General features: G+C 59.5%; 11 protein-coding genes and 1 pseudogene. 4 read left to right on the top strand and 8 right to left on the bottom strand.

Annotation, left to right across the window (positions count from 1 at the left end):
• On the top strand, positions 1 to 199 hold a 199-nt coding region (locus ACFO24_RS01755; RefSeq protein ID WP_377736484.1), incomplete at its 5' end, for a transposase.
• A 30-nt stretch (positions 200 to 229) separates the two neighbouring features.
• Here the strand turns inward: ACFO24_RS01755 and ACFO24_RS01750 are convergent.
• The 8 genes and pseudogenes from ACFO24_RS01750 to ACFO24_RS01715 form a co-directional block, all read right to left on the bottom strand.
• Positions 230 to 1,381 (bottom strand): annotated as a pseudogene (locus ACFO24_RS01750) (IS3 family transposase).
• Positions 1,382 to 1,441: 60 nt separating this feature from the next.
• On the bottom strand, positions 1,442 to 2,044 hold the full coding sequence (locus ACFO24_RS01745; protein WP_341352920.1) for a hypothetical protein: 603 nt from the start codon (positions 2,042 to 2,044) through the stop codon (positions 1,442 to 1,444).
• Between the two features lie 397 nt (positions 2,045 to 2,441).
• The gene (locus ACFO24_RS01740; RefSeq protein WP_044402376.1) at positions 2,442 to 2,822 is read right to left on the bottom strand and encodes a hypothetical protein; all 381 of its coding nucleotides are present in this window, start codon (positions 2,820 to 2,822) and stop codon (positions 2,442 to 2,444) included.
• A 63-nt stretch (positions 2,823 to 2,885) separates the two neighbouring features.
• The gene (locus tag ACFO24_RS01735; RefSeq protein ID WP_207573946.1) at positions 2,886 to 6,074 is read right to left on the bottom strand and encodes a CusA/CzcA family heavy metal efflux RND transporter; all 3,189 of its coding nucleotides are present in this window, start codon (positions 6,072 to 6,074) and stop codon (positions 2,886 to 2,888) included.
• Positions 6,075 to 6,089: 15 nt separating this feature from the next.
• Positions 6,090 to 7,706, bottom strand: a complete 1,617-nt coding sequence (locus ACFO24_RS01730; protein ID WP_092699762.1) for an efflux RND transporter periplasmic adaptor subunit — start codon at positions 7,704 to 7,706, stop codon at positions 6,090 to 6,092.
• A 2-nt stretch (positions 7,707 to 7,708) separates the two neighbouring features.
• The gene (locus tag ACFO24_RS01725) at positions 7,709 to 9,064 is read right to left on the bottom strand and encodes a TolC family protein (protein WP_377736487.1); all 1,356 of its coding nucleotides are present in this window, start codon (positions 9,062 to 9,064) and stop codon (positions 7,709 to 7,711) included.
• An 88-nt stretch (positions 9,065 to 9,152) separates the two neighbouring features.
• The gene (gene czcI, locus ACFO24_RS01720) at positions 9,153 to 9,512 is read right to left on the bottom strand and encodes a cation efflux protein, CzcI family (RefSeq protein ID WP_377736482.1); all 360 of its coding nucleotides are present in this window, start codon (positions 9,510 to 9,512) and stop codon (positions 9,153 to 9,155) included.
• A 9-nt stretch (positions 9,513 to 9,521) separates the two neighbouring features.
• Positions 9,522 to 9,926 carry a DUF4148 domain-containing protein gene (locus ACFO24_RS01715; protein ID WP_377736481.1) on the bottom strand — a complete coding sequence of 135 codons (405 nt, stop codon included), beginning with the start codon at positions 9,924 to 9,926 and terminating at the stop codon, positions 9,522 to 9,524.
• Positions 9,927 to 10,082: 156 nt separating this feature from the next.
• On the opposite strand from ACFO24_RS01715, the gene ACFO24_RS01710 reads away from it, so the two are divergent.
• The 3 genes from ACFO24_RS01710 (at position 10,083) to ACFO24_RS01700 (ending at position 14,770) form a co-directional block, all read left to right on the top strand.
• A complete protein-coding gene (locus ACFO24_RS01710; RefSeq protein ID WP_198846373.1) occupies positions 10,083 to 10,769 on the top strand; it encodes a heavy metal response regulator transcription factor in 687 nt (228 codons plus the stop codon).
• Positions 10,766 to 12,103, top strand: coding sequence for a heavy metal sensor histidine kinase (locus ACFO24_RS01705; RefSeq protein WP_377736479.1), 1,338 nt, complete (start codon positions 10,766 to 10,768; stop codon positions 12,101 to 12,103). Before ACFO24_RS01710 ends, ACFO24_RS01705 begins: the two co-directional genes overlap by 4 nt.
• Positions 12,104 to 12,319: 216 nt before the next feature.
• Positions 12,320 to 14,770: a heavy metal translocating P-type ATPase gene (locus tag ACFO24_RS01700; protein ID WP_377736485.1), complete on the top strand. Its 2,451-nt coding sequence runs from the start codon at positions 12,320 to 12,322 to the stop codon at positions 14,768 to 14,770.
• The last annotated feature ends 119 nt before the right edge of the window (positions 14,771 to 14,889 follow it).

Below are 14,889 nucleotides of genomic sequence, written 5' to 3'. Positions count from 1 at the left end.
ACTCATAGACCAGGTGGAGAAGATCAAGGCCAGCATCCGGGCCAAGGTGGAGCATCCCTTTCGGGTGATTAAGCGGCAGTTTGGATACACGAAGGTGCGCTATCGAGGTTTGAAGAAGAACACGCTGCAGCTCAAGACGCTGTTTGCGCTGTCCAATCTGTGGATGGTGCGCCACCAATTGCTGGGGGTGCAGGGATGAGTGCGCCCGCAATGAATCGCCCAGGATTTCCTAGACACCTTGGAGCCTCAGGAAGTGACGCCGCTCAAACTCGGCAGGCGGCAGGCCGTCAGCACTGGAATGACGACGTCTGGGGTTATAGAACATTTCGATGTAGTTGAAGACATCGCTGCGGGCAGCTTGCCGGGTGGCATAGGTTTTACGACGGATGCGCTCACGTTTGAGCAACTGGAAGAAACTCTCTGCGACAGCGTTGTCATGGCAGTTGCCCCGTCGGCTCATGCTGGGCTGCAGTTTGTGGCTCTTGAGGAAGTCCTGCCATTCATGGCTAGTGAATTGGCAGCCCTGGTCGGAATGAACCAGCACCGTTTTGCTGGGCCTGCGCCGCCAGACGGCCATCAGCAAGGCATCCAAAGCCAACTGGGTGTCGATGCGGTTGCCCATGGACCAACCCACCACCTGACGCGAGAACAGGTCAATAACCACCGACAGGTACAGCCAGCCTTCGTGAGTGCGGATGTAGGTAATGTCCGTCACCCACGCCTGGTTGGGCATTTCCACCGAGAACTGCTGCTCCAGCACATTGGGTGCGACCACGGCAGGCTGACCGCCTCGGGAGCCCGAACGCTTGCGGTAACCCCGCTGGGCCTGCAAGCCTTCTTGCTTGAGCAGTTTGGCCACTCGGTGTTTGCTGCATCGCTCGCCCAGGTCACGCATGTCCAGGGTGAGTTTGCGGTAACCGTACACCCCACCGCTTTCCAGCCAGGCGTGCTTGAGCAAGCCTAGTAACCTGCGGTCATCCTGGGCTCGGGCACTTTGCGGTTGCGCCTTCCAGGCGTAGTACCCGCTGGGGTGCAGCCGCAAAACACGGCACATGCCTCGCACGCTGTACAGCAGCTTGGTGCTGAGCGATGAATGCGTACTTCAGCGGGACTGCCGCGCGAAGTACGCCGCCGCTTTTTTTAGGATGTCACGCTCCTCGCTGACCCGTTTAAGCTCGGCCTTCAGGCGGCGCAGTTCATCGCTTTGGCTCAGTTGTTGGGTGCGTGCTGCCAGCGGCATTTGGCGTTCACGCACCCATTTGTACAGGCTGTGGGTGCTTACGCCCAGGCGGTTGGAGACATTGGCCACGCTGTGGCCGTGGTCAAGGATTTGTTTGACCGCCTCGGTCTTGAATTCTTCGGGGTAACGTTGACTGCTCATACGGGCTCCTATTGGACAGGAAATAGGAGGCTCTCAACTGTCTACAAAACCCTGGGCGATTCAGTAAGCCCTTTCCCGAATTGCATCCTCGCCGTCAGTCGCCCATACAAACGTGCTCTTCCATGCCCAAACCGTTCCATCGATCCGAAGAAATCGTAGGTCACCAGCTTTACCATCCACGGTTGCGACTTGACGCTCTCCTTCGAAATCCAAGGTGAACGTATGCGTTCCTGGCTTCAACTTGAAGCGCACCATCGTGTTGGGGAGAGTCTCGGCGGCCATTGCGTTATCCGCGCTGATCTTCACAAAGCGCCCGCCATCTCCCCAGTTGCGCCGTACGACGTAGACGGTGAGCGCATTCGGATCGGGAGTAAAGCGCTTCGCCTGAGCGTCGGCATTCAGGCTGGGGGCGGGCACCCGAGTGCACGCGACTACTCTGCCCTTACTGGTCTTGTAGCAGTATGGCGCTTCGGCGGAGGTATCGGCCCCAGTAGAGGTAGCACAACCCGCCAGCAGGCTAGCTGCCAGCACAGAGGTCAGGATCACGCAGAGGTGGCGGGTGCCTGAATATGCAGGTATTTTTGTCATGGATCTGTTCTTTTGCTGTGGAGGTTGTTGCGTATTGCCTGAAGCTTCATCAGCGACTCCGGTACCGTCACCCACGGTCTGCCGCCTTGGATTGCATATGGCGGTGTCGCGATTTCGGTGTTTTTCGGTGTTTCAAACGCATTGCCTGTCGATCCCTCAGTCTCTTGGCCAAGCGTCGGCTGTACTTGACTCTCACCGCCATTGGCGGGTGGCGTTTGAGCCAGATACGCCGCAGCCTCCAAAACACAAACACGGAGATCAACAAGCCGATCCAAATCCAGAACAGCTTGGCAAAGAGCGCGACCTGTGCAGCCTGCATTGACATGGATCGCTCCTTTTTGGCCTCCAGCACAGGCATGTTGCCGATGGGCGGTCCGACCTCGTCAGCTGCTTTGACGTGAACGGACTGCGGAAAGTGGGATCACTTCTGGAGGCGTTGCGAAGGCGATCCCCCCCAGCCGGCCTTCGTGTACTACTTCAGCGTGAAGCGAACGGAGGCAACCGACTTGCCGGCCTTCGAGACGGCGACGACGGCTTTGGTACCTGCGGGAACCTTGAAGCTGCCCGACGCTTCCAGCTTGCCGTCGCCGACCTGGAGCTGAACTTCCTGCTTCTCGCTGCCAGCCAACAGAGTGACCTTGGCGGTCATCCCCGTCACAGCAACGGGCTTCCCGTGGTCGCGCATATAGAGCTGCAGTTTGTCGGCGCTAGCAACGAATTCGTACTCGACCTCCTTGGCTTCTGCAACAGCACCACCGTGCATCGGCTTTAGGTCGTGACCGTGATTGTCCGCAGCGAAGGCTGCGCCCGAGATCGACACTGACAGGGCGAGAATGAGTTGGGAGAGTTTCATGACAGTTCCTTTGGGGTTGGAGAAAAGGGACGGTCCCACGATCAGCGAGCGGGACCGTTTCAACTACGCGGACGCGGACACGTCTGGGGGATGCGAGGGCTCAGCGGACACGTCCTCATCTTCCTCATCGGGCCGGTGGGCCAGACGGTAAAGAATCGGCAGCACGAGAAGCGTGAGCAGCGTGGACGAGAGAATTCCGCCGATCACCACGGTGGCCAGGGGACGCTGGACTTCAGCGCCAGTGCCTGTCGCAATGGCCATGGGAATGAAGCCCAGCGAGGCCACCAGGGCAGTCATCAGAACCGGCCGTAGCCGGGTGAGCGCGCCGTCACGGATTGCTTCGTCAAGACCAACGCCGCCTTCCCTCAAGCTGCGGATGTACGAAATCATCACCAGACCATTGAGCACGGCCACCCCAGAAAGCGCGATGAAGCCGACAGCCGCAGAGATAGACATCGGAATGTCGCGAAGCCAAAGCGCCAGGATGCCCCCCGTCAAAGCGAATGGGATGCCAGTGAAGACCAGCAGACCATCCTTGACGTTGCCGAACATAGCGAACAGCAGCACGAAAACCAGCAGCAGGGACACCGGCACGACGATCTGCAGGCGCTGCGTGGCCGACTGCAAGTTCTCGAAGGTTCCGCCCCAGCTCGTCCAATAGCCGGTAGGAATCTTGATCTGGGCCAGGCCTTGCTCAGCCTCTGCGACGAAAGAGCCCACATCGCGCCCGCGCACGTTGGTGCTCACGACGATGCGGCGCTTGCCGTTTTCTCGGCTCACCTGGTTGGGGCCAGGAGCAAGCTCGAATGTTGCTACCTCGCCCAGCGGGATGAAGTTCGTTTTGGCCTCTGTCCCATTGGCAGAACGCGGCAGCGGGATAGGAAGGCGCTTCATCCCTTCGAGATCGTTGCGCAGGGATTCAGGCAGACGAACCAGGATGTCGAATCTGCGGTCGCCCTCGAACATAGTGCCGGCCTCGCGTCCACCGATAGCGGTGGCCACGGTGTCTTGAATGTCGGCAACGTTCAGACCATAGCGAGCAGCCTTCTGGCGGTCGATGTTCACGGTGAGCATCGGAAGCCCCGTCGTCTGCTCAACCTTCACCTCAGAGGAGCCCTGAATCTTCTGCAGCATTGCGGAGACTTCTTCTGCGGACTTGTTCAGGACATCCATGTCGTCACCGAAGATCTTCACGGCTACGTCACTGCGCACCCCGGAGATCAGCTCGTTAAAGCGCAGCTGAATGGGCTGGGAGAACTCATAGTTGTTGCCCGGGATTTTCCCGATGACTTCCTGAATCGCCGCGAGTAATTCGTCGCGGGTTTTTCGAGGTTCGGGCCATTCGGCCATTGGCTTGAGCATGATGTACCCGTCCGAAATGTTCGGCGGCATGGGGTCCGAGGCAATCTCCGCAGTACCGGTTCTGGCGAAGATGCGCTCGATCTCGGGGAATTTCTCTTTCAAGGTCCTTTCAATCTGCTGCTGCATTTGGACTGACTGGGAAAGGCTGGTGCCTGGGATGCGCAGCGCCTGGATCGCAAAGTCGCCTTCATTGAGATTGGGTACAAACTCGCTGCCCATACGCGTGGCGATCAACCCGCACAAGATCACCGCAACTGCAGCTGCGGTCAGTACGACCGCCTTGGCGGCCATGACACGGTCGAGCAGTGGACCATACAAGCGCTTGGCATGGCCCAGCAGGAAGTTTTCCTTCTCGCTGACCCGATTGCCGATGAACAGGGCCACCGCTGCGGGGATGAATGTCACCGACAGAACCATGGCGCCCAGCAGTGCCGCGACCACCGTGAATGCCATGGGGTGGAACATCTTCCCTTCAACGCCTGTCAGCGCGAAGATGGGCAGGTACACCACCATGATGATGAGCTGTCCGAACAGCAATGGACGCCTTGACTCCTGGGATGCCAAAAACACCTCATGGAAGCGCTCAGCCCGCGTCAGTGGCCGACCGTGGTGCGCTTGTGCATGGGCAAGTCTCCGTACGCAGTTCTCAACGATCACCACCGCTCCGTCGATGATGATGCCGAAGTCCAACGCTCCCAGGCTCATCAGGTTGGCGCTCACCTTGTACTGAACCATACCCGTGAAGGTAAAAAGCATCGACAAGGGGATGACCATTGCCGTGATGACGGCGGCACGGATGTTGCCCAGAAAGAGGAACAGGATCACGATCACCAGAACCGCGCCTTCCAGCAGGTTCTTCTTCACCGTACTGATGGCTTTGTCAACAAGCACGGTACGGTCGTAGACAGTCACCGCGTGCACCCCCTCTGGGAGGCTCTTGTTGACTTCCAACATCTTCTTGTCCACCGCCTGCGAGACAGTCCGGCTGTTCTCGCCGATCAGCATGAACACCGTGCCGAGGACCACTTCGCGCCCGTTATCGGTTGCTGCACCGGTGCGCAGTTCCCGGCCAATGCCAACTTCTGCCACGTCGCGAACGCGCACAGGAACACCGTTGGCGCTGCTGAGGATCACGTTACCGATGTCTTCCAGCGACTTCACCTGACCAGGTGCACGAATCAGATACTGCTCGCCACGCTTTTCGATATAGCCCGCGCCCACATTGCCGTTGTTGCGGTCCAGCGCAGTGACCACATCCTGCAGTGTCACGCCCAGAGAAGCCAGGCGTTCAGGGATGGGCGCGATCTGGTATTCCTTGGCAAAGCCGCCAATGGAATTGATCTCGGTCACGCCAGGAACATTTCGCAGCTGTGGCTTGATGATCCAGTCCTGAATCTCGCGCAGGTCTGTCGCGGTATAGGGCGAGCCGTCGGGCTTCTTCGCCCCGTCCTTGGTTTCGACAGTCCAGAGATAGATTTCGCCCAGCCCGGTCGAGATGGGCCCCAGCGCTGGCGTGATGCCGGCAGGCAGCTTGTCGCGCGCCTCCTGGATACGCTCGTTGACGAGCTGCCGAGCAAAATAGATGTCGGTTCCGTCTTTAAAAATGACGGTCACCTGCGACAGACCGTACCGCGAAAGCGACCTGGTCTGCTCCAGGTTTGGCAGGCCAGCCATGACCGTCTCGATGGGGTATGTAACCCGCTGCTCAGTCTCCAAAGGCGAGTAGCCTGCGGCCTGGGTGTTGATCTGAACCTGGACGTTCGTGATGTCAGGGACCGCATCGATAGGCAGCTTTTGGTAGCTGAAGACGCCAAGCGCCGCCATGCCCAGGGCCGCTAGAAGCACCAACCATCGCTGTTCGATCGAGAATCGAATGAGTTTTTCAAACATGTATGCGCTCCGCGATCAGTGCGTGTGTTCGGCAGATCCCTTGCCGAGTTCAGACTTCACGACGAAGCTGCCGGTCGAGGCGTAGGGCATACCGGCTTTGAGACCCGAGAGGACTTCGACCCGCTTGCCATCGCTTCGGCCCAGCTTCACGGGTTGAGCGATAAAGCCTCCATCAACCTTGAGGAAGACCACCGGCTTTTCCCCGACGTTTTGGACGGCGTCGGCCGAGATGGTTACAGGCGCTGCCGTTTCTTCGGACACCACCTCAACATTGACGAACAGGCCGGGGCGCCAAGCGCCCTTGGGGTTGTCAAGAACCACGCGGGCTTTTGCCGTGCGGGTTTGCTCGCCAATGAGCGCTCCTACAAAAGCGACAGTGCCTGTGGCCGAGGCGTCAAAGGCTGTGGCCTTGATCGTGACCTTTTCGCCCACGCGCACCGATGGCAGATCCTTCGCCGGAACGTTGATCTCAGCCCAAACCTGAGAAAGGTCCGAGATGGTGAAAACCGCAGTATCTTCCTTCACGGCTTCGCCGAGACTGAGGTGCTTCTCGATGACAATGCCATCAAAGGGCGCTCGCAACTCGATACGGTTCAGTCCTGCTACCGACGAGGCGGACAGGCCCATCGCGCTCAGTTTCTGATTGGCGTTGGCTACTGCGACCTCTGCTTCGCTCAAGGCCTGCTTGGCCTGCAGGTAGTCCTGCTCGGCAGACACCTTCTGCTCCCACAGCTTTTTTTCTCGCTCGTAGGTGGTCTTTGCCAGCGTTAAGCGCTTTTGGGCCGTCTGCAGCTCGCTGCGTTGCTCGGAAGCAGTCGGGCTCGCGATCACCGCCAAAACTTGTCCTTTCTTGACCACTTGGCCCAAGCTGGCATTGACGCTTTCCACGACTCCCGCAAGCCGGGGAACAACGTGAGACGTGCGATCTTCGTTCAAGCGTATCTCCCCGGGAAGGAGCAACGCCGTCTTGATGTTGGCTTTGACCGCATTGTCCAGGCTGATGGATGCAGCCTTAATCTGGGCATCGGTCAGTTCGATCTTTCCTTCTTCCTTGCTCATCACGAACATGAAAGGCTCTGTGGCAGTCTGCGCAATGATCTCGATGTCGAACGAATGGGGTTCAGCAACGATCTCTCGGCTGACAAGACTGTCTTTTTCAGCGGCAAACGTCAGTTTCTGCTTTTCATCTGTCGGGCGGGTCACAGTTGCCGTGACCGTTGCAGCATTCAGGGGCAGCGGTTTATCTTTGTCGGACAGCCAGATTCGCAGTCGAGGCTCGCCACCGTCTTCAGACAACAATGCTTCCAAGCTGAAGTCGCCTTCCTTGAACACGGTACCGCCATGTGGTCCCTTGGCTTCGCTCTTTTCATGGTGTTCACCATCGGCATGCCCCTTGTCATCGTCGTGGCCCTTTTCGCTACCCTTGCCATGGTGCTCGCCGTCGCCGTGTCCCTTGGCCTCGGTATGGCCGCCGTGCCCGTGGCCATCGTCCTCGGTGGCTGCGGCTCTGGGCTTGCCGCCACCTTGCAAGATGAAGGTTCCCGCGCCGACCCCTATTGCGAGGACTACTGCAATGGCGATCAGGTGTTTTTTACTGATGGTGGATTTGCTGGAGTTCGTGTTCATGGTCATGCTCAGTGTTGCGTTGCGATCAGGCCGGGAACCATGCTGGCCCCGAGCAGGCGGTCGATATCAGCCGCTGCACGGTGTGCTTCGCCAAGGGCTTTAAGGTACTGGGATTTGGCTGTGAAGTAAGTGCGTTGGGCATCGAGCACTTCCAGGAAATTGAACTTACCGTTCTCGAAACCAATGGTGGCGGCGTCATAGGCCGACTTCGCACCGGGCAGAACGTCCTGCTGCAGTGACTGAACCTCTGCGGTGATCGTGGAAAGGCGCTCTTGTCCCTGCGCCACTTCGCTGTGCAGGCGCACGGAGGCTGCTTGCAGCTCATCGCGGGCCTTGTCCTCAAGTTTCAGCGCCTCCAGGAGGTTGCCTTGGTTGCGGTCGAAGATGGGAAGAGGCACAGAGACCCCGAAAAGAAGGACGTTGCGCTGCGTTTCGTTGCTGCGCTGCATGCCGACGCTGACGGTGACATCGGGCACGCGCTTGCTTTGCTCCAGGGCGGTCAATGCCTCGCGCCGATCCACCTCGATTCGCGCAAGTACCACGCCTGGCGCAGAAGAAATCAAGGGCTGGAGATCGGCGAGGCTCGGGACCGAGGGCAGGTTCTCGGCCTTGCCCTCCAGCACGGTGTAAGGCGCATCGATCCGTCCCAACAGCGCGAACAGGCGGGACAGAGCATTGCGTTGTTCGCTCGCGGCCTGGGCGAGTTCGACGCGAACGCCGGCTTCTGCAACCCGGGCCTTGGACTCTTCCACAGGGGATACTTTGCCAGCGGCTACACGCTTTGAGACGGTATCCGTTGAGGATTTGGCCAGCGCTGCGCTGTCTCTGGCCAGTACCAATCGTTCCTGCGCAGTCAGAACATCAAAGTAAGCGGCAGCGACATTGGCCCGCACGGTGGCTTGCAGCTCGGCGAGTTGGGCTTGTGCTTGCTCGCGCGTTTTTTCGGCCGCCTTAGTGCGTGCCGCACGCTTTCCACCCAGTTCTACGGGAAGATTGAGTTGCCAGCTTTGCGTACGTGTTTTGGAGCGTGTGTCTTCCAGCGAGTACGCGAGCTCTGGATTGGGGCGCGAGCGTCCTTGAAGAACCTGTCCTTCGGTTGCCTCCCATTGGCGCTTTGCCGCAGCCACCTCCGGATTTCCCTCCAGGGCCAGTTCGATGGCCTTGGCCAGCGACAAAGGCTCAGCTGCGGCCGCTGCAGCAGACTGAGGTGCTCGTTCGCCAACGGCTGGCCCTGGTGGCAGGCCCTGGGAAAAGGCACCGCCCGAGGCGCTCAGCCATATAGCTGCGGCGCCTGCCGCGAGCTTGATCTTTCTACCGCCGCGCCATGCGTGCGGCATCTCTTGAAGGTAAGTACCCTTGAACATCCGATTCTCCAGTGATTTCAAAACACGCAACTGCTTCCGCCGCGATGGCGGACAAGACTGAAAAAGAAAAGTGAGGTGCCCCCGCCGATCAGGCGAGGACGGACCACTGAGGGCGGTCTGGGGGCGTGGGGGTTACAGCCAGCAGGCGCTTGCCTGAAGGAGGCTCCACGCGGCTTTCATGGATGAAGACTGGCTTTGCATCTGACCAGTTTAAGGCCCCGATACCCGCGCCATGGCAAACTGAACAGTCAACATCAAATGCATCGGCTCCCTGGCTGGACTTTTCGGCCTGACCATTCCCGCCTTTGGCTTCATGCTGGTGTTCGTGATGCCCCAAATGCTGCGACTGCGAGGTTGAGCTCTCATGCATGCAATAAGCAGCCACCGCAGACCAGCTGAACTGGAACGGAAGCAATACAAGCATAAGAACGGCGATCAAGCGGCGCATTTTTGAAGTCTAGCATGCGTCATGAAGGGCGCGCTCGGGCGTGGATGGCCGCTGAGGAGCGCTAAGTTTAGAAATCAGCGTGCGCACGCCGTTCAGGTCCTGAAGAGCCTTCTTTTCACTTGCCGACATGTTGAGAAATTCCTGTTGAACTTGCTCACGGGTCTTCGTTGCGCCCGTTGCTTTGACGGGCAACGCACCCCCGCGTGAAAGGGTCGCCAGCGTGCCATCCCGGCGCGCTACTTCGACAGCCTGAAGCACATCGCCACGGGACATTGTGCTCTGCATGTGGTCGGGATGGGTGGTCATGCCCACTTCGCCGTCGGCGGGATGGTACAGCGACGAGGCAGATGCCAATCCTGGAGCCGCGATAGCGAAGGCAATCAAAGTGAGCGTGAGGGGTTTGCGAACGGTCATGGTGTTGTCCCTTGATTTAAATCAGCCCTCGGCGATCTGCCGGGACTATGCCTTTCGCCACGGGGATACTTTAAAAAACCGAGTGCGACAAGGTGCCAACAGCCAGATAACAAATTCGTAAACTACGAACAGGCCGGATTCTTCGAGAATGGCAGCATGAAAATTTTGCTCATCGAAGACGAAGTCAAGCTGGCCGAGTACCTGCGCAAGGGCCTGGGAGAGGCCAGCTACGTGGTGGACATTGCGTACAACGGGGTGGATGGCCTGCACATGGCCCTTGAAGGCTCTTACGATCTGCTGGTGCTGGACGCAATGCTGCCGGGGATCGATGGTTTCAGCCTTCTAACGGCCTTTCGCAAGACCAAGCAGACTCCGGTCTTGATGTTGACAGCAAGGATCAGCGTCGAGGATCGGGTATTGGGACTCAAGACGGGTGCAGACGACTATCTGGTCAAGCCCTTTGCGTTTTCCGAACTGAGCGCCCGCATCCAGGTGCTGCTACGGCGGACCCATGGCGCGCGGGATGCCGCAGAGCCCACGCAACTGCGTTTGGCGGACCTGGAATTAGACCTGGTACGGCGCAAAGCGTCCCGGTGTGGCCAGCGCTTGGAGTTGACTGCGAAGGAGTTTCTGCTGCTGACTCTGTTTCTGAGAAGAAAAGGCGAAGTGCTTTCTCGCACTGAGATCGCTGAGCAGGTGTGGGACATGAATTTCGACAGCGATACCAGCGTAGTGGAAGTCGCGATCCGGCGCCTCCGTACCAAGATCGATGTTCCGTTTGACACTGCGCTGCTCCACACCATTCGCGGCATGGGATACGTGATGGAGGACCGCAACGGATGAAGGAGCTGGCCCAACATCGCTCATTGCGCCAGCGGTTGTCTTGGTGGCTGGCGCTGCAGAGCTTTGCCGGACTCGGGGTGGTCTGTCTGGCGGTGTATCTGGTGACCGAGTTCAACTTTCGTGATCGGCAAGAGGAAACGCTGGCGCAAAAGGAAAACGTCATTCGGCACTTGCTAGTGGATGGCAAGGAGCATGGGGATTCGGAAGACCTTGCGCACAAACTCGATGACTTCCTTGTTGGGCACGGAGATCTGTCGCTCGAAGTCGCGCAGGCGGACGGGATGGTTGTCTACGCCCACGCCCGCGACCAGAGTGCCAAGACGGTATGGCGCCAACGGCAGTTCGAAGTAGCACAGGCTGCCGACCAGACTCCCTCAGAGAAGTTGCACGTTCAGCTGTCGCTGGACATCCGAACCGACAACCAGTTGTTGCACCGACTTGCTCTCACCTTGCTGGTCGCAGCCATCGGTGGGGCCATCGTTGTATCGCTGGGCGGATTCTCCCTGGTCAACTTGGGCCTCGCGCCCGTCCGAAGACTGGCCAGTCAGACGCGCGCAGTGTCGGCTGACAATCTGCAGCAACGTCTCGACAGCGGCGAGCAGCCCCTTGAGCTCGTGCCTCTGATCGATCAGTTCAACGCGCTTCTGGCGCGCATTGAGAAGGCGTATTTACAAATGGAGGGCTTCAATGCTGACGTGGCGCATGAGTTGTGCACGCCTTTGGCCACGCTCATTGCCAACAATGAACTGGCTTTGCTGCGCCCTGAGCAGGCGGATATTCGCGAGATGCTGGCGTCCAACTTGGAGGAGTTGCACCGCCTGACCGGCATCGTCAATGACATGCTGTTCCTGTCCCAGGCGGATCGGGGTGTGGGAGCGCGCCGCGCCCCCGTGGCGAGCCTTGCATCAATGGCTGCTGACGTACTGGATTACCACGAGGCCGCACTGTCCGAGGCAGGTCTCACAGCTAAAGTGGTTGGTGATGCGCATGGCGCCTTCGACGTGCCGTTGCTGCGCCGAGCCCTGTCGAACTTGCTCGGCAACGCAACTCGATACGCGAGCTCTGGCTCAGTCGTCCAGATCAACCTCAGAACCACCGATGAGGGTTGTGTGCTGATCAGTGTTACCAACTACGGCAGCACGATCGATCCCGAGATACTTCCGCAGCTGTTTGATCGATTTTTCCGCGCAGATCCTGCTCGCAGCCATGGGCAGAGCAACCATGGCCTCGGTTTGGCCATAGTAGGCGGTATTGCACGCATGCATCAGGGCAGGCCATTCGCATCGTCAGAAAATGGGGTAACGAATGTGGGAATCGAAATTCGCCCGAATTGATGGCGATTTCGACAGACTGGGATCGCTTGTGACGCTGCCACGTAGCGCGGCCCGTTCAAGAATCCGATTTACGTAGGACGAAGCAGCGATATTTCTATTGCTGCTTGACTTTAAAGCCACTTCAAGGTTTCCAATTGGTCTATGAAATCAGAAACCAGCACTCCTCCCACCACTGTTGACCCCTGCTGCTCCTCGGGCTGTTCCAGTACCGCAGCAGTGGTCCCTGCAGCCACAAGCAGCCCGGGCCAGGGCAAGCTGTTCCGAATCGCCACCATGGACTGCAGTGCCGAAGAGTCGGAGATCCGGCGGGCTCTGGAACCGCTTGAGGGAATCCGCTCGTTGGGTTTCCAGCTCGGCGCGCGCACGCTGAAGATCGATGCGGAGGATCGCGCCTTGCCCCTTGCGCTCGATGCCATCCGCAAGGCGGGTTTCGATCCACAGCCCGTGGCCACTGCGGCAAACACCCAGGGTAGCCAAGGCCGGGTGTTTCGCATTGCGACGATGGACTGTAGCGCCGAGGAGGCGGAGATTCGTCAGGCGCTGGAGCCTCTGGATGGGATCCGCTCTCTGGGTTTTCAGCTGGGCGCGCGGACGCTGAAGATCGACGCAGAGGAAGGCACCTACCCGTTGGCACTCGACGCCATCCGCAATGCGGGCTTCGATCCGCAACCAGTTGCAGGCGCCGGCGAAACTGAGGGCGGACACGCGGCTGGATCCGTCGAAGGCGACGACCATGGGCATGGTTTTGCAGGCGGCATCTCCCGTTTGGTGGCCGCGCTGGTGTTCGCCACAGGGGCTGAGGTACTTTCGTTCTTCGCGCCCGACCAGATGGCCTGGAAAGTGGCCGGCATGGCGATTGCCGCTCTGGCTATCTGGCTGGCCGGCATCGACACCTACAAAAAAGGCATTGCGGCGCTGCTGCGCGGCAAGCTGAACATCAATGCGCTGATGTCGGTGGCCGTCACCGGCGCATTCCTCATTGGTCAGTGGCCAGAAGCCGCGATGGTGATGGCTTTGTACGCGATTGCGGAGCTCATCGAAGCCAAGGCAGTGGACCGGGCCCGAAACGCTATCAAGGGCTTGCTGGAACTGGCGCCCGAAGAGGCTTTGGTACTGGGCACCAACGGAGCGTGGACCGCTACACCGGTGGCTTCGGTGGCCATTGGAGCGACCGTGCGCATCAAACCGGGCGAACGCGTGCCGCTGGACGGTAAGGTGACCAAGGGTAATGGCGCCATCAACCAGGCCCCCGTGACTGGCGAGAGCATCCCCGTGGACAAGGCACCAGGCGACCAGGTGTTCGCTGGCACGATCAACGAGACTGGTGAGCTGGAGTTCGAGGTCACAGCCCTGTCTAGCAACACCACCCTGGCCAGGATCATCCAAGCCGTTGAGCAGGCGCAAGGCACGCGCGCTCCGACGCAGCGCTTTGTGGATCGGTTCGCCTCCATCTACACCCCCGCAGTCTTCGCCATTGCCGTGGCGGTGGCGGTCCTCACTCCTTTCCTGATGGGACTTACCTGGCTGGAGGCGCTTTACAAGGCCCTGGTTCTTCTGGTGATCGCCTGCCCATGCGCTCTGGTCATTTCCACGCCGGTCACCGTGGTCAGCGGATTGGCCGCGGGAGCGCGCCGTGGGATCTTGATCAAGGGCGGAACCTATTTGGAAGATGCCCGGCTTCTGAAGGCGGTGGCGCTGGACAAGACCGGCACCATCACCGAAGGCAAACCCAAGCTGGTGAAGTGGCAGGTGTGGGGTGCCGGTGAGGAGGCAGCAGTCCAGCAAATGGCTGCCAGCCTGGCGGCTCGCTCCGATCACCCGGTTTCAAAGGCGATCGTCCAGGGCTTGGACGTAAAGGGCCCAGAAGCGGAAAGCTTCAAGGCCTTGCCTGGGCGCGGTGTCGAAGGCATGGTCAATGGTGTGCGCTTGATGCTGGGCAATCACCGTCTGATCCATGAGCAAGGACTGTGTGGTCCGGAGCTGGAGGCGGAGCTGGTCATCCACGAAAAGCAAGGCCGCACGGTAACCCTCCTGGCTGACGATTCGGGCGTCCTGGCGCTGTTCGCGGTAGCGGACACCATCCGTGAGACATCGAAACAGGCCATCGTCGATCTCAAGGCACTGGGTGTGACCTCGGTGATGCTGACCGGCGACAACACGGCCACCGCAAAGGCCATCGCTGCCCAGGCCGGCATTGATGACGCCCGTGGCGATCTGCTGCCCGAAGCCAAACTCGACGCCATCAAGGCAATGCAAGAGCGCTATGGCGCTACCGGAATGACCGGCGACGGCATCAACGATGCGCCGGCGCTGGCGCAGGCCGACATTGGCTTTGCCATGGGTGCAGCGGGAACCGACACGGCCATGGAAGCGGCCGATGTAGTCATCATGAACGATGACCTGCAGCGCGTCGCCGAGACAGTGCGTCTATCCAAGCGCACCCACGCCATTCTCTGGCAGAACATCACCCTGGCACTGGGCATCAAGAGCGTCTTCCTGGTGATGGCGGTCGTTGGCACGGCCACCATGTGGATGGCGGTCTTCGCGGACATGGGAGCGAGCTTGCTGGTGGTGGCCAACGGGCTGCGTCTGCTTCGCGGTACACGGGTGGAGCCAGCCGCCAAGCCAATCCGCTCAGAAACCAAGGAGCATGCGCATTCCCACTGAGCGTTCGTCAGTGCGCGCCAAGTCCACGGTGGGCTTGCGGAGCGCTTACTTGTTGCATCCCGGACGATCATATGGTCGCTTATTGAACAACTCAGGGTGAGTTTGATACCACTGTTTCA

Origin of the sequence: Comamonas denitrificans, assembly GCF_042654745.1 — a bacterium.
Classification (GTDB): domain Bacteria; phylum Pseudomonadota; class Gammaproteobacteria; order Burkholderiales; family Burkholderiaceae_C; genus Comamonas; species Comamonas denitrificans.
This window is presented reverse-complemented; position numbering and strand designations above follow the sequence as displayed.

Coding starts and splice junctions, on each gene's coding strand:
- ACFO24_RS01740 (WP_044402376.1), bottom strand. CDS start 2,822: ATGAAACTCTCCCAACTCATTCTCGCCCTGTCAGTGTCGATCTCGGGC.
- ACFO24_RS01735 (WP_207573946.1), bottom strand. CDS start 6,074: ATGTTTGAAAAACTCATTCGATTCTCGATCGAACAGCGATGGTTGGTG.
- ACFO24_RS01730 (WP_092699762.1), bottom strand. CDS start 7,706: ATGACCATGAACACGAACTCCAGCAAATCCACCATCAGTAAAAAACAC.
- ACFO24_RS01725 (WP_377736487.1), bottom strand. CDS start 9,064: ATGTTCAAGGGTACTTACCTTCAAGAGATGCCGCACGCATGGCGCGGC.
- czcI (WP_377736482.1), bottom strand. CDS start 9,512: ATGCGCCGCTTGATCGCCGTTCTTATGCTTGTATTGCTTCCGTTCCAG.
- ACFO24_RS01715 (WP_377736481.1), bottom strand. CDS start 9,926: ATGACCGTTCGCAAACCCCTCACGCTCACTTTGATTGCCTTCGCTATC.
- ACFO24_RS01710 (WP_198846373.1), top strand. CDS start 10,083: ATGAAAATTTTGCTCATCGAAGACGAAGTCAAGCTGGCCGAGTACCTG.
- ACFO24_RS01705 (WP_377736479.1), top strand. CDS start 10,766: ATGAAGGAGCTGGCCCAACATCGCTCATTGCGCCAGCGGTTGTCTTGG.